The following is a 14,871-nucleotide window of genomic DNA, read 5'->3' on the forward strand; positions in this document are numbered from 1 at the left end:
GCGCCCTCGGGGGCCGCCGGATACGACGAAGCCCCGGCCGCCGGAATTCCTTTCCGGCGGCCGGGGCTTCGGTGCGGGCTCAGCCCCGGTACGGCTTCACTTCGAGGATCTTCACCGCCGCGGTCTTGCCGTTGGGCAGCTCGTACGTCGCGTCCTCACCGATCCGCCGGCCGTTCACACCGGTGCCGAGCGGCGACTGCGGAGAGTACGTCTCCAGGTCGTCGGCGATGCCCTCGCGCGAGCCGAGCAGGAAGGTCATGGTGTCGTCCGGGTCCCCGTCGAACGCGATGGTGACCACCATGCCGGGCGCCACCACACCGTCGTCCGCCGGGGCCTCGCCCACCTTCGCGGTCTCCAGGATCTGGTTGAGCTGGCGGACGCGCAGCTCCAGCTTGCCCTGGTCCTCACGCGCCGCGTGATACCCCGCGTTCTCCTTCAGGTCGCCTTCCTGGCGGGCTTCCTCGATCTTGGCGACGATCTCGGCGCGCGCCGGACCAGACAGATGCTCCAGCTCGGCCTTGAGCTGGTCGTACGCCGCCTGGGTGAGCCAGGTGACGTTGTCGCTGGTCTGGGTCACAGGTGCTCCTCGTCGGTACTGTTCATGCCGTGTGCCTGTCCGGCGGACTCCCCGCGGACGATAAGCGCCCCATCTGGTCGATGCGGCCGCAGTGTCGTACTCCTGCCGCTCCCCATATGGCCTGCGCTGTCCCATTGAGCCGGTCAGGGACAAACCCGGTTGCACCATTGCATTGCCACCGGCCGCCGGGACGAAACCACGAGCCTAACAATTAGCGGCCGTGGAGGGGAGCGAGCGACGCGGCCGCCGACGGATCCGCGTCAGCCGCGGTTCCCGCCATCGCGGCTCCGAGCCGCTCAGCGGCCCGCGGGGCCGCTTACTTCGCCGACGCGCCCGAGGCGCCCGGCGCCGGGCCCGACGCGGTGCCGGCCGCCGCCTCGCAGCTCACCAGCTCACCGGTCTCGCCGCGGGCGGTGGTGCGGACCGTCACCAAAGTGTCCACCTGCTTGGCGTGCTGGGTGATCCGGACGTCCTTGCGGCCGACCTCGTTGTGGTCGGCGTCCTCCGAGCGCAGCGTGCACACCGCGACGGTGCCCGCGTCCTTGTGCAGCTCCAGGTGGACCTCGACGGCCTGATCCGACACCACCTTGAAGGCGACCACCTGCGCGCTCACCTTGTTCCCCGCCACCGAGTGCCAGCCGTACCAGGCGAGCACCACCGCGGCCAGCGCGCCAAGTACGATGGCGACGACCTTGAGATCGCGGTCCGCGCGGGCGTCGGCACCAGAGGCGTCACGGCGGCTCGCGGGGCCGTAGCGGCCTTCGGGCGGCGAGTTCGGCGGGGAGTCCGGCGGGCCTGACTGCACGGCCGTCATGATGTTCCTCCCAATCGGGACCACCGGAATGATTCGCCCCCTCGCTCGGTCACTATAGAAGGTGTTCCCTCGGCCCAGGCGAGGGGCCCACACGACGGAGACCTGATGAGGACCCAGCCTTGACTGAGCAGATGCGACTGATGGCCGTGCACGCCCACCCCGACGACGAGTCGAGCAAGGGCGCGGCCACCATGGCCAAGTACGTGTCCGAAGGGGTGGACGTGCTCGTGGCCACCTGCACCGGAGGTGAGCGCGGCTCGGTGCTCAACCCCAAGCTCCAGGGCGACGCCTATATCGAGGAGCACATCCACGAGGTGCGGGCCAAGGAGATGGAGGAGGCCCGGCAGATCCTCGGGGTGCGGCAGGCGTGGCTCGGCTTCGTCGACTCCGGGCTGCCCGAGGGCGACCCGCTGCCGCCGCTGCCCGAGGGCTGCTTCGGCCTCCAGGACGTCGACGAGGCGGCCGGCGCGCTGGTGAAGCTGATCCGTGAGTTCAAGCCGCAGGTGATCACCACTTACGACGAGAACGGCGGGTATCCGCACCCTGACCACATCATGACCCACAAGATCACGATGGTGGCCTTCGAGGCGGCCGGCGACCCGGAGCGGTATCCGGAGGCCGGCGAGCCGTGGACGCCGTCGAAGCTCTACTACAACCAGGGCTTCAACCGGAGCCGTACGGTCGCCATCCACGAGGCGCTGCTCGCCCGCGGCCTGGAGTCCCCGTACGGTGAGTGGCTCAAGCGCTGGGAGGAGATGGACCGGCCGGAACGGAACATCTCCACCCATGTGCCGTGCGGTGAGTTCTTCGAGATCCGGGACAAGGCGCTGCTCGCGCACGCCACCCAGATCGACCCGGACGGCGGCTGGTTCAAGGTGCCGATGGACATCCAGCGGGAGGTCTGGCCCACCGAGGACTACGAGCTGGTGGCGTCCCGGGTGGACGTATCGCTCCCCGAGGACGACCTCTTTGCGGGCCTCCGGAAGGCTTAGGCGACAATGGTGGGCGTGAACCAGACTCCCGCCCTTCATCAGCTCGTGCCGCTCGCCGCCGACCTGGACGAGAACAAGGTGACGCCGGGGCTCCTCGGATTCGTGATCTTCGCTGTCATCGCCCTCGGACTGTGGGCGCTCATGAAGAACATGGGCAAGCAGATGAAGAAGATCGACTTCGAGGAGCAGCCGGAGGAGGGGACGCCTGCGGCGCGCCGCGACAGCGGGGGCCCGGCCCCGGCCGGCCGGGTGCCCGCCCAGTCGCCGGCCCCGCACCCGGAGCCCAAGGCGCCCGGCGCCTGAGCGCTTCCGCTTGCACATCCGCCGGCTCGGGGCGCGGTCGGCCGCGTGCCGGAGCCGCCCGTGGGACGGGTGGTCAGGCGTTCCTGAGGGCGGCCCGCCCCGCCGGGCGAGTGGGCCCCGCCGGCCCGAGCGCTCCTGCTAACTGCCACTACTCCCGGCGTCAGCGCTCCCCCCGGCGGCCCCTTCGGCGCAGGAGGCCGCTCGGGCGAGCAGGAAGGCGCGTTCCGCGTTGTTGCGGGTGAGGGCGGCGGCGTGCTCGAACGCGGTACGGGCCTCGGCCCGGCGGCCGAGGCTCGCCAGCAGATCGCCGCGCACGGCGGGCAGCAGGTGGTAGTCGCCCAGGCTGCCGGTCGCGGCCAGCGCGTCGGCCAGGGCCAGACCCGCGGCCGGGCCGTGCGCCCGGCCGACCGCCACCGCCCGGTTCAGCTCCACCACCGGGGAGGGCGCACGGGCGGCCAGGGCGTCGTAGAGGGCGGCGATGGTCCGCCAGTCCGTCTCCTCGGGCCGCGGCGCCCGCGCGTGACACGCCGCGATGGCGGCTTGCAGGGCGTACGGGCCCGGCGCGGCGCCCCTGGCCTTGGCGGCGGCGTCGGCGCGGGCCAGCGCGGTGAAGCCGCGGCGGATCAGCAGCGGGTCCCAGCGGCCCCGGTCCTGCTCCAGCAGCGGCACCGGCGTCGGTCCCGAGCGGGCCGCCGACCGTGACGCCTGGATCTCCAGCAGCGCCGCGAGCCCCCACGCCTCCGGCTCCCGGGGCAGCAGTCCGGTCAGCACCCGGGCCAGCCGCAGCGCGTCCTCGCACAGGCCAGGCCGGGTCCAGTCGTCCCCCGCGGTCGCCGCGTAGCCCTCGTTGAAGATCAGATAGACGACTTCCAGGACGGACGCGAGACGCTCGGCGAGCGCGGCGCCGGAGGGCACCTCGAACGGCACCCGCTCCCGGGCGAGGGTCCGCTTGGCCCGGACGATCCGCTGCGCCACCGTCGACTCGGCGACCAGGAACGCCCGGGCGATCTCGTCCGTGGTCAGACCGCCCAGCAGCCGCAGCGTCAGGGCGACCCGGGCCTCGCGGGGCAGCACCGGGTGGCAGGCGACGAACACCAGCCGCAGCAGGTCGTCCTCGATGTCCCGCGGATCGTCGGGCTCCTTGACGTCGCCGAAGGCGGCGGCGTCCTGTTCGAGTTCCAGCTCGTGGCCGAGCAGCCGCAGCTTGCGGGCGAAGGTCTCGTTACGGCGGATCTGGTCGATCGCCCGCCGCTTGGCGGTGGTCATCAGCCAGGCACCCGGATTGCGGGGCACGCCCTCGCGGGGCCACTGCTCCAGCGCGGCGACCAGCGCGTCCTGGGCCAGCTCCTCCGCCACGCCTATGTCGTGCACGATGCGGGTCAGCCCGGCGACGAGCCGCGGCGACTCGATGCGCCACACCGCGTCCACGGTGCGGCCCACGGAGCCGTCCGGCCGACCGGGGCCGGCGGCGTCGGGGCTGCCTTCGGCGTCGGGCGTGCCTTGGGCGTCGTCACGGGTCACGACCACCCATCAGAGCAGCCCGGGGCGCCCGCGCCAAGCGGACGCCCCGGCCGGGCTCAGTCGGGCTCCACGACCTGCCGGATCTCGGCGTCCACTTCCCATCCGTCACCGTGGATCGCCAGGAACCGGCCGCCCCACTCCGCGGCCTCCTCCAGCGACCTCGCCTGGAGCAGCAGATAGCCGCCGACGACCTCCTTGGCCTCGGCGTACGGGCCGTCCACCACGGTCTGCTTGCCGCCGGACAGCCGCAGCACCGTCCCCTCCTCCACCGGCCGCAGCCCACCGGTGTCCAACAGCACCCCGGCCCGCGTCATCTCCTCCAGCAGCTTCCCCATCTCCGCCATCAACTCCTCACCCGGCGCCCCGGGCTGCGCGGCGGGGTCCAGCCTGAGCAACATCATGTAACGCATAGCGCCGTCCTCTCAACGGGGCGGATCTCCTCCCACCCACACCCCTACGTCGAGCGACCCCCACCGGAATCGACACCGCACCCGAAACTTCTCCCGGCCGCCGCCGGGAACCCGGAGCTCAGACCCGGCCGAGGTCGATCTCCACGGAAAAGGGGACCGCGGCCTTGATCACGCCGGCGAACACCTCTCCGTCGCGATAGGACCTACTGGCGGGATCGAGCACGTAGGTATGAACGAGCGGGACACCGGTGGCAGCCTGTTCGACGCGCCAGTAGAAGGCGATCCCCGCCTTGGCGTACTGGTCGACCTTCACGATCCGGTCCGTGGTCTCGGAGCCGGGCGATACGACCTCGACGACGAGGAGCACGTGCTCCGGGCGGGTCGGCGCGAGGTCGATGGTCTCCGCCCGGTACACGACGACATCCGGACGCCGGTTGGTGAGCGGCACGTCCTGGAGGCGGACGTCGAAGTCCGTGTCGGCGTTCCAGTCCGGCCCGGCGGCGGCGTCCAACGCGTTGGCCAGGATCCGGGCCGGCCGGTTGTGCCGCTTTGCCGCACTCGGGCTCACGACGACCATCCCGTCAACGATCTCGATGCCGGCGCACTGCTCCTCGGACCAGGAGTCGTACTGCTCCGCGGTGATGCGTTCGTGCATCCAGGCAGGCGCGATCATCTCGGCGCTCATGCGTACCTCCCGGAGTTCGGACGCGACGCGCGGGGCGCCGCTGACCACAGCTTAGAGGCGGACATGTCGCCACGTATTGGTCCGGCGGCGTACCGCTCCGGGCGGGGCGGGGGGTCGTGCGGTGGGGGCGGGGATCGGGGAGGTTGGTGGGGTGGGTGAGGTGTGGGCGCTTTGGAGGGGGCGGGCGTGAGAAAGTAACCGCGTGAACCGACTTGGTGACGCGACCTCGCCGTATCTGCTTCAGCACGCGGACAACCCGGTGGACTGGTGGCCGTGGGGGGAGGAGGCGTTCGGGGAAGCGCGCAAGCGCGGGGTGCCGGTGCTGTTGAGCGTCGGGTACAGCAGTTGCCACTGGTGCCATGTGATGGCCCACGAGTCCTTCGAGGACGAGGCGACCGCCGGCTATCTCAACGAGCACTTCGTCGCCGTGAAGGTGGACCGCGAGGAGCGGCCGGACGTCGACGCCGTCTATATGGAGGCGGTGCAGGCGGCCACCGGGCAGGGCGGGTGGCCGATGACGGTGTTCCTGACCCCGGAGGGCGAGCCCTTCTACTTCGGGACCTACTTCCCGCCCCGGCCGCAGCACGGAATGCCGGCCTTCATGGAGGTGCTCCAGGGGGTCGTCGCCGCCTGGCGGGACCGCCGGGCGGAGGTCGGCGAGGTCGCCGCCCGGATCACCCGCGAACTGGGCGAGCGGACCGGCGCGTTCGCGGCGGCGGCCGGCCCCGTCGGACCGGCCGAACTGGGCGCCGCGCTGGGCGGGCTGACCCGCGGGTACGACGCCGAGCACGGCGGATTCGGCGGCGCGCCCAAGTTCCCGGCCGCGATGACGCTGGAGTTCCTGCTCCGCCACCACGCCAGGACCGGTGACGAGCGCGCCCTTCAGATGGCCAGGGACACCTGCGAGGCGATGGCCCGCGGCGGCATCTACGACCAACTGGCCGGCGGTTTCGCCCGCTACAGCGTCGACCGCACCTGGACCGTGCCGCACTTCGAGAAGATGCTCTACGACAACGCCCTGCTCACCCGGGTCTACGCCCACCTGTGGCGGGCCACCGGCTCCGACCTCGCCCGCCGGGTCGCTCTGGAGACCGCGGACTTCCTCATCGCCGAACTCGGCACCCCCGAGGGCGGTTTCGCCTCCGCGCTGGACGCCGACAGCGACGACGGCACCGGCCGGCACGTCGAAGGCGCCTACTACGTCTGGACCCCGCCGCAACTGGTGGCCGAACTCGGCCCCGCCGACGGCGAATTCGCCGCCGGATACTTCGGGGTGACCCAAGAGGGCACCTTCGAGGAGGGCTCCTCCGTGCTCCAGCTCCCGCAGGGCAACGGCGTGGTGGACGCCGACCGGGTCGCCTCGGTCCGCGAACGGCTGCTCACCGCCCGCGGCCGCCGCCCCCGGCCCGGGCGGGACGACAAGGTGGTGGCCGCCTGGAACGGCCTGGCCATCGCCGCGCTCGCCGAGACCGGCGCCTACTTCGACCGGCCCGATCTGGTGCAGGCCGCGGTGGACGCCGCCGATCTGCTGGTCCGGGTGCACCTGGACGACCGCGGCCGGCTGCTGCGCACCTCCCGCGACGGCGCCGCGGGCCGCAACGCGGGCGTCCTGGAGGACTACGGCGATGTCGCCGAGGGTTTCCTCGCGCTCGCCTCGGTCACCGGCGAAGGGGTCTGGCTGGATGTCGCCGGGCTGCTGCTCGACTCCGTGCTCCACCACTTCACCGCCGCCGACGGCTCCTTCTACGACACCGCCGACGACGCCGAGACCCTGATCCGCCGGCCGCAGGACCCGACGGACAACGCCACGCCCTCCGGCTGGACGGCGGCGGCCGGCGCGCTGCTGTCCTACGCCGCCCACACCGGCTCCGACCAGCACCGCGAGGCGGCCGAACGGGCGCTGGGCGTGGTGGGCGCGCTGGCGGACAAGGCGCCGCGGTTCATCGGCTGGGGGCTCGCGGTCGCGGAGGCCGCGCTCGACGGGCCCCGCGAGGTCGCCGTGGTCGGCGCCACCGCCGACCCGCTCACCGCGGAACTGCACCGCACCGCCCTGCTCGGCTCCGCGCCAGGGGCGGTGGTCGCGGTGGGCGAGGAGGGCTCCGCCGAATTCCCGCTGCTGGCCGACCGCCCCACCCGGGCCGGCCTCGCCACCGCCTACGTCTGCCGCCACTTCGTCTGCGACGCCCCGACCTCCGACCCCCGCGCCCTCAGCGCCCAGCTCCGCTCGCAGCAGTGGTCAGGCCCCCGCGGTTCGTAGCCGGGTGGGGAGAGCGGGCCGTCCGCTCGGCGATCACCGCGCCGAGCGGCCGCTACGCGTGCTGGTACGCCACCAGCGAGATGCCCACGTAATGCACGGCGAAAGCGGCCAGCGTGAAGGAGTGGAAGACCTCGTGGAAGCCGAACCACCGGGGTGACGGATTGGGCCGCTTGAAGCCGTAGACCGCCGCGCCGATGCTGTAGAGCACCCCGCCCGCGACCACGCACACCGTCACCGCGACCCCGCCGGTCCGCAGGAAGTCCGGCAGGAAGAAGACGGCCACCCAGCCGAGCGCGATGTAGCAGGGGGTGTAGAGCCAGCGGGGCGCGCCCACCCAGAAGACCCGGAAGGCGATGCCGGCCAGCGCGCCGGCCCAGACCAGCCACAGCAGCAGCTCGGAGGTGGCGCCGGGCAGCAGCAGGATCGTCAGCGGTGTGTAGGTGCCGGCGATGATCAGGAAGATGTTGGCGTGGTCAAGGCGGCGCAGAATTCCCGACGCCCGGCTGCCCCAGTTCCCCCGGTGGTAGAGCGCGCTGGTGCCGAAGAGCGCGCACGCCGTGAGGGTGAAGACGGCGCAGGCGACGCGGCCGCGGGTGCTCTGCGCGAACGCGGTGAGGATCACGCCCGACACCAGGGCTGCCGGGAACATTCCGGCGTGCAGCCACCCTCTGAGCTTGGGTTTCACCAGCGAGGCCAGGTCGGCCGCCGCGGCGTCCCCGGCGTCATCGCCACGGTTGACGTTTTCGATGTCCGCGACCACGCCGCCAGTCCTTTCCCGAGCGCTCATGGCGTCAATCATATCTACGGTCCCGTAGGTCACTTGTTAGGAAGAAGCCCGGGTGGATCCCCGGTGACCCGTTTGGCCGCTCTGGACAGAATCATTTGAAGGGGGCCACACTCATATGAGTGTGGTCGGCACCGGATGAGCGCCAGCAAGCGTCCGGGTCGCAGCCCCCAAGGGGCCGAACCGAACCCTCACTGTGCGACGCCGGTCTGTGCGGACCCGGCGGGACGGAGCGATCGTGACGCGCGCCAACACCCTCACCCAGCAAAACCCCGGGCAGCACCCCCGACAAGGCCCCCGGCCGGACCCCCTCACCCCCCAGGACCCTCCCACCAGCCACCGGGAACTGATCGCCTGGGTCGGCGAGATCGCCCGCCTCACCCAGCCCGACGCGGTGGTGTGGTGCGACGGCTCCGCCGAGGAGTACGACCGCCTCGCCGCGGAACTCGTCGCCAAGGGCACCTTCACCAGGCTCGACCCGACCCTGCGGCCCAACTCGTACTACGCCGCCTCCGACCCCTCTGACGTGGCGCGGGTGGAGGACCGTACCTTCATCTGCTCCGAGCGCGCGGCCGACGCCGGCCCGACCAACCACTGGAAAGCGCCGGCCGAGATGCGGGAGATCTTCGTCGGGCGCGAGGGCGAGGGCGAGGGCGAGGGTGACGCCGACGGCGGCGAGGGCGGCCTCTTCCGCGGCTCCATGCGCGGCCGGACGATGTACGTGGTCCCGTTCTGCATGGGCCCGATCGGGTCACCGCTGGCCGCGATGGGCGTGGAGCTCACCGACTCCGCGTACGTCGCCGTCTCGATGCGCACCATGACCCGGATGGGCCGCGCGGTGCTCGACGAACTCGGCCCGGACGGCGCCTTCGTCAGGGCGGTGCACACCGTCGGCGCGCCGCTCACCGACGGCCGGGCCGATGTCCCCTGGCCGTGCAACGGCACCAAGTACATCTCGCACTTCCCCGAGACCCGCGAGATCTGGTCCTACGGCTCCGGCTACGGCGGCAACGCGCTGCTCGGCAAGAAGTGCTACGCGCTGCGGATCGCCTCCGTGATGGCCAGGGACGAGGGCTGGCTCGCCGAGCACATGCTGATCCTCAAGCTGACCCCGCCGCGCGGCCAGAGCCGCTATGTGGCCGCCGCCTTCCCCTCCGCCTGCGGCAAGACCAATCTGGCCATGCTGGAGCCCACCGTCGCCGGCTGGTCGGTGGAGACCATCGGCGACGACATCGCCTGGATGCGCTTCGGCGCGGACGGCCGGCTCTACGCCATCAACCCCGAGGCCGGGTTCTTCGGCGTCGCCCCCGGCACCGGCGAGCACACCAACGCCAACGCCATGAAGACCATGTACGGCAACTCGATCTTCACCAATGTCGCCCTCACCGGCGAAGGCGACGTGTGGTGGGAGGGCATGACCGAGGAACCCCCGGCCCGGCTCACCGACTGGCGGGGCGAGGAGTGGACGCCGGACCGCGGCACACCGGCCGCCCACCCCAACGCCCGCTTCACCGTGCCGGCCGCTCAGTGCCCGATCATCGCGCCCGAATGGGAGGACCCCGCGGGCGTGCCGATCTCCGCGATCCTCTTCGGCGGCCGGCGCGCCTCCGCCGTCCCGCTGGTCACCGAGTCCTTCGACTGGCAGCACGGTGTCTTCCTCGGCGCCAACATCGCCAGCGAGAAGACCGCCGCGGCCGAGGGCAAGGTCGGCGAGCTGCGCCGGGACCCCTTCGCCATGCTGCCGTTCTGCGGCTACAACATGGGCGACTACTTCGGCCACTGGCTGAAGCTCGGCCGGGACGCCGGCCGGCGGGGCACCGCGGACCGGCTGCCGAGGATCTATTACGTCAACTGGTTCCGCAAGGACGCCGGCGGCCGCTTCGTCTGGCCCGGCTTCGGTGAGAACAGCCGGGTGCTGAAGTGGATCGTGGAGCGGCTCGACGGGCGGGCCGCGGGCGTCGAGTCCCCGATCGGCGTGCTGCCCGCCGAGGGCGCGCTCGACACGGACGGCCTCGGGCTGTCCCGGGCCGACCTCGATCTGCTGCTGACGGTCGACCGCGAGGTGTGGCGGGAGGAGGCGTCGCTGATCCCGGCCCATCTGGAGACCTTCGGCGCGCAGCTGCCGAAGGAGCTGTGGGATGAGTACGAGGCGCTGGTCGCGCGCCTCGGCTGACATCGACCGGACGGGCGCCCCTGGCCGGGGGCGCCCGCCGTCCACCGGGCCCGCGGACCCGCTCCGTGCGGCGGCCCCGTCGACCGGCGCCCCGGCTACGGCTGGCTGTACCCGTCGAGGAAGCGCCCGATCCGGCCGATCGCCTCCACCAGATCCTCGGCGCGCGGCAGTGTGACGATCCGGAAGTGGTCCGGCTCGGTCCAGTTGAAGCCGGTGCCGTGCACGATCATGATCTTCTCGGCCCGCAGCAGGTCGAGCACCATCTGCCGGTCGTCCTTGATCTTGTAGACCTGCGGATCGAGCCGGGGGAAGGCGTAGAGCGCGCCCTTGGGCTTCACACAGGTGACGCCCGGGATGGCGGTGAGCGCCTCGTAGGTGGCGTCCCGCTGGGCGCGCAGCCGGCCGCCGGGCAGCACCAGGGAGTGGATCGACTGGTGGCCGCCGAGCGCGGTGGCGATCGCGTACTGCGCCGGCTGGTTGGCGCACAGCCGCATGTTGGCCAGGATCGTCAGACCCTCGATGTAGCTGGCGGCGCCCTTCTTGGGCCCGCAGACCGCCATCCAGCCGCTGCGGAAGCCGGCCACCCGGTACGCCTTCGACAGGCCGTTGAAGGTGAGCGTCAGCAGGTCGGGGGCGATGGCCGAGGTCGGGGTGTGGGTGGCGTCGTCGTAGAGGATCTTGTCGTATATCTCGTCGGAGCAGACGATCAGATCGTGCCGCCTGGCGATGTCGGTCAGGCCGCGCAGCATCTCGTCGTCGTACACCGCCCCGGTGGGGTTGTTCGGGTTGATGACGACGATGGCCTTGGTGCGGTCGGTGACCTTGCGCTCGATGTCGGCGAGGTCCGGCATCCAGTCGGCCTGCTCGTCGCACCGGTAGTGCACCGCGGTGCCGCCGGCCAGCGAGACCGCGGCCGTCCACAGCGGGTAGTCCGGCGCCGGAACCAGCACCTCGTCGCCGTCGTCGAGCAGCGCCTGCATCGACATCTGGATGAGCTCCGAGACGCCGTTGCCGAGGTAGATGTCCTCGACGTCGAGCGGGATGTTCTTGGTCTGGTAGTGCTGCACCACCGCGCGGCGGGCGGAGAGCAGGCCCTTGGCGTCTCCGTAGCCGTGCGCGTCCCGGAGGGTGCGGAGCATGTCCTCCAGGATCTCCGGCGGGCACTCGAAGCCGAAGGGCGCGGGGTTGCCGGTGTTCAGCTTGAGGATGCGGTGCCCGGCGGCCTCGAGCCGCATCGCCTCCTCAAGAACCGGACCCCGGATCTCGTAACAGACATTGGCGAGCTTCGTGGACTGGATCACCTGCATGCCGGTCACCTTACGGCTACGTAACGGCCGCCGCGCGGTGTTTTTCGCCACCCGTCACGACCGGCCATCCGCGCGCCGGGCCGCCCGAGCGTGCGACGGCCCGCTGTCCGGCGGCGCCCGCCAGCGGTGGAGCGGCCGGCCCGCCCGGGTGCCGGACACGCGTGCCCCTTCACCCGAATGGGCGAAATCCGCGCCGCCGTACCGAGCGTCCGGCGAGCACCTGGGTCCTGCGGCCGTCCTCGATGACGAAACGGCCGTCGATGAGGACGTGCGGGATCCCGGTGGGCAGGGTGCGGGGCCGGTCGTACGTGGCGCCCGCCGCGACCGTCCGCGGATCGAAGAGCACCAGGTCGGCGCGGTAGCCGGGGCGTACCAGGCCGCGGTCGGCCAGCCGCAGCCGGGCGGCGGGCCGGCCGGTGAGGTGGGCGACGCACTCCTCGAGCGTCAGCACCCCCAACTCCCGCACGTACCGGCCGAGATAGTGCGGGAAGGTGCCGTACGCCCGCGGGTGCGGCTTGGCGCCGTGCAGGATGCCGTCGGAGCCGGCCGTGTGGACGCGGTGCCGCATGATCGTGACGACGTTCCGCTCGTCGCCGACGTGCTGGAGGATCGTGGTGCCCAGCCGGTCGGCGAGCAGCAGCCGCCGGGCGGTGGGCCAGCCGTCCAGCCGGGTGCCGGTGTGGCCGCCGAGGGCCGGATCGCCGACCCCGGAGATCTCGATGGTGGACCAGTCCATCGGCACCCCGTGGCTGCCGTCCGAGCCGGTCACCTCCAGGTCGTACCGGATGCGCTCGGCGGTCGCGTCGTCCCGCAGCCGGGCCAGCGTCGCCGCCGGGCCGCCCGCCGCCGCCCAGCTCGGCAGCAGCGCGGCCAGCGTCGTACAGCCCGGGGTGTAAGGATAGGTGTCGAGACTGACGTCGGCGCCCGCGTCCAGCGCCCTGTCCAGCAGCGCGAGCAGCTCGGGGGCGCGGCCCTCGTTGACGCCGAAGTTCATCGTGGCGTGCGCCAAGTGCAGCGCGCAGCCCGCCTCCTGGGCGAGCGCGAGCATCTCCGCGTACGCCTCCAGGGCGCCCACCCCGTACGACCGGTGATGCGGGCAGTAGTAGCCGCCGTACGCGGCCACCACCCGGCACAGCTCGGTCAGTTCGGCGTCCGACGCGTACATCCCGGGGGTGTACGTCAGTCCCGAGGACAGCCCGACCGCGCCCTCCGCGAGGCCCTGGGCCACCAGCTCCTTCATCCGGGCCAGTTCCCCCGGCGTCGCCCGCCGGTCCTCCCAGCCGACGGCCAACGCCCTTACGGTGCCCTGCGGTACGAGATAGGCCGCGTTGACGGCGACACCCCGGTCCAGCAGGTCCAGGTACTCCCCGACGCGCCGCCAGCCGAACCCGATGTCGTGCCCGTCGCCGTTCCACCCCGCGAGCTGGGTGCGCAGCCCCGCCAGCGTGTCGTCGTCGACCGGCGCGTACGACAGCCCGTCCTGCCCCAGTACCTCCAGCGTGACACCCTGCGCGGCCTTCGCCTCGTGGGCCGGGTCCCGCAGCAGGGCCAGATCGCTGTGCGCGTGCATGTCGATGAAACCGGGGGCGAGCACCAGCCCGTCCGCGTCCACGACCCGCTTGCCGGACAGCCGCGCGCCGGATGTCCTGATCTCCGCGATCCGCCCGGCCGCCAGCCCCACATCGGCGGTGTACGCGGCCCCGCCGGAACCGTCCACCACGCGGGCGCCCCGCAGCACCGTCTCCATCAGAAGAAGGTGCGGACGAACGACGTCGCCGTGCCGTCCGCGCGGGCGACCGGGATCAGCGGCCACTTGTCGAAGGTGGTGCACGGGTGGGAGAGGCCGAGAGCGACCCAGTCGCCGACTTCGAGCGGCTCGGCCGCCGGGACGCTCAGCCAGGCGTGCTGGTCGGAGAGCTTGGTGACGGCGAAGCCGGGCGAAGGGTCCCGGACCGAGCCGTCGCGGGCCGAGCGGACGGCGACCGGGTGCGGCAGGCCGAGGTCGTAAGGGGCGTCGCGTTTGCCCGCGTTGAGGAACGCCTGGGTGGGGGTGGGGCGGGAGAGGACCTGGGCCCAGAGGCGGAAGGCGGGCTCCAGATGGCCTTCCGCCGGGACGCGGTTGAAGGGGGTGATCCTTCGGTAGTGGTCGTCGTCATGGGTGAGATAGGCGCCCGAGCGGAGCAGCTTCATGACGGGGGCGGAGAGTTCCGGGATCTCCGCGAAGACGTCCGCCACCGCGTCGAACCAGGCGGAGCCGCCCGCGCTGATCACGATCTCCTGGGTGTCGGCGAAGCGGCCGGCCGCGTCCAGATCGGCCGCCAGCGCCACCAGCCGGCGCAGCCAGGCATGTACCCGCTCGGGATCGGCGTCCGGCACCTCGCCCTCGTAGCCCGCCACGCCGACCAGCCGCAGCGAGGGGACGGCGGCCACCGCCTCGGCCAGCGCCAGGCACTCCGCCTCGGTGCGGACACCGGTACGGGCCTGCTCGCCGGCGCCGAGTTCGATCACCACATCGAGCGGGCGGCGGGTACCGGCCGCCCGCAGCGCCTCGTCCATCAGCGTGACGCCCCGCACCGAGTCCACGTAGCACAGCAGGGTGAAGTCGGGGTCCGCGTCGAGCTGTCGGCCGATCCAGCGCAGCGCGGCCGGGTCCACCACCTCGTTGGCGAGGAAGATCCGCCGCACCCCGAAGGCGTGGGCGACCCGGGCCTGGTGGGGGACGGCGACGGTGATGCCCCAGGCGCCGTGGGCGAGTTGGCGGGCGAACAACCGCGGGGCCATCGAGGTCTTGCCGTGCGGGGCGAAGACCAGACCGTGCTCGGCCGTGTAGCGCTCCAGCAGGCCGAGGTTGTGATCGAGGGCCTCCTCGGAGAGCACCAGCACGGGGGTGGTGAAGCCGCCGTCGAAGAGGGAGCGCCGCTGCGCGGCCAGCTCGCCCAGGGTCAGGCCCTCGGCGTCCGGGGGCAGCCCCTTGAAGCGGTGGTCGATCCGCTCCCGGTCCAGCTCGGCCATGTACGCACTGATGTCGTCGATACCAGTGATCGCAGT

The 14,871-nt window shown here is 72.3% G+C and carries 13 protein-coding genes; 4 read left to right on the forward strand and 9 right to left on the reverse strand.

The window, feature by feature from the left end; genetic code table 11:
* Positions 1-79: 79 nt before the first annotated feature.
* Both greA and OG519_RS22380 read right to left on the reverse strand, forming a co-directional pair.
* Positions 80-577, reverse strand: coding sequence for a transcription elongation factor GreA (gene greA / locus OG519_RS22375; protein WP_405586795.1), 498 nt, complete (start codon positions 575-577; stop codon positions 80-82).
* Between the two features lie 316 nt (positions 578-893).
* The gene (locus tag OG519_RS22380; RefSeq protein ID WP_405586797.1) at positions 894-1,391 is read right to left on the reverse strand and encodes a DUF4307 domain-containing protein; all 498 of its coding nucleotides are present in this window, start codon (positions 1,389-1,391) and stop codon (positions 894-896) included.
* Between the two features lie 119 nt (positions 1,392-1,510).
* Between OG519_RS22380 and mca the strand changes: the two genes are divergently transcribed.
* Positions 1,511-2,383 carry a mycothiol conjugate amidase Mca gene (mca, locus tag OG519_RS22385; protein ID WP_405586800.1) on the forward strand — a complete coding sequence of 291 codons (873 nt, stop codon included), beginning with the start codon at positions 1,511-1,513 and terminating at the stop codon, positions 2,381-2,383.
* Positions 2,384-2,389: 6 nt separating this feature from the next.
* Entirely contained in the window at positions 2,390-2,686 is a 297-nt protein-coding gene (locus OG519_RS22390; RefSeq protein ID WP_405586803.1) for a hypothetical protein, read from the forward strand.
* Positions 2,687-2,824: 138 nt separating this feature from the next.
* On the opposite strand, the gene OG519_RS22395 is transcribed toward OG519_RS22390, so the two are convergent.
* The 3 genes from OG519_RS22395 to OG519_RS22405 form a co-directional block, all read right to left on the reverse strand.
* On the reverse strand, positions 2,825-4,114 hold the full coding sequence (locus OG519_RS22395) for an RNA polymerase sigma factor (RefSeq protein ID WP_405592905.1): 1,290 nt from the start codon (positions 4,112-4,114) through the stop codon (positions 2,825-2,827).
* Positions 4,115-4,263: 149 nt separating this feature from the next.
* A complete protein-coding gene (locus tag OG519_RS22400) occupies positions 4,264-4,617 on the reverse strand; it encodes a YciI family protein (RefSeq protein ID WP_405586806.1) in 354 nt (117 codons plus the stop codon).
* 118 nt (positions 4,618-4,735) lie between these two features.
* Positions 4,736-5,302: a Uma2 family endonuclease gene (locus OG519_RS22405; protein WP_405586809.1), complete on the reverse strand. Its 567-nt coding sequence runs from the start codon at positions 5,300-5,302 to the stop codon at positions 4,736-4,738.
* Between the two features lie 202 nt (positions 5,303-5,504).
* On the opposite strand from OG519_RS22405, the gene OG519_RS22410 reads away from it, so the two are divergent.
* Positions 5,505-7,559: a thioredoxin domain-containing protein gene (locus tag OG519_RS22410; protein ID WP_405586812.1), complete on the forward strand. Its 2,055-nt coding sequence runs from the start codon at positions 5,505-5,507 to the stop codon at positions 7,557-7,559.
* A gap of 52 nt (positions 7,560-7,611) precedes the next feature.
* Here OG519_RS22410 and OG519_RS22415 read toward each other — a convergent pair whose 3' ends face one another.
* Positions 7,612-8,346 (reverse strand): hemolysin III family protein, encoded by a 735-nt coding sequence (locus tag OG519_RS22415; protein WP_405586815.1) that lies wholly within the window; start codon positions 8,344-8,346, stop codon positions 7,612-7,614.
* Between the two features lie 235 nt (positions 8,347-8,581).
* On the opposite strand from OG519_RS22415, the gene OG519_RS22420 reads away from it, so the two are divergent.
* The gene (locus OG519_RS22420; protein WP_405586816.1) at positions 8,582-10,516 is read left to right on the forward strand and encodes a phosphoenolpyruvate carboxykinase (GTP); all 1,935 of its coding nucleotides are present in this window, start codon (positions 8,582-8,584) and stop codon (positions 10,514-10,516) included.
* A gap of 95 nt (positions 10,517-10,611) precedes the next feature.
* Here the strand turns inward: OG519_RS22420 and OG519_RS22425 are convergent, their stop codons facing one another.
* From OG519_RS22425 to OG519_RS22435, 3 genes are all read right to left on the reverse strand, one after another.
* Positions 10,612-11,823, reverse strand: a complete 1,212-nt coding sequence (locus tag OG519_RS22425; RefSeq protein WP_405586818.1) for a pyridoxal phosphate-dependent aminotransferase — start codon at positions 11,821-11,823, stop codon at positions 10,612-10,614.
* Positions 11,824-11,992: 169 nt separating this feature from the next.
* A complete protein-coding gene (locus OG519_RS22430) occupies positions 11,993-13,570 on the reverse strand; it encodes an amidohydrolase family protein (RefSeq protein ID WP_405586820.1) in 1,578 nt (525 codons plus the stop codon).
* A complete protein-coding gene (locus OG519_RS22435) occupies positions 13,570-14,835 on the reverse strand; it encodes an amino acid deaminase (protein ID WP_405592907.1) in 1,266 nt (421 codons plus the stop codon). The genes OG519_RS22430 and OG519_RS22435 overlap by 1 nt, the downstream gene beginning before the upstream one ends.
* Positions 14,836-14,871: the final 36 nt, after the last annotated feature.

Origin of the sequence: Streptomyces sp. NBC_01190 (assembly GCF_045039895.1) — a bacterium.
GTDB lineage: Bacteria > Actinomycetota > Actinomycetes > Streptomycetales > Streptomycetaceae > Actinacidiphila.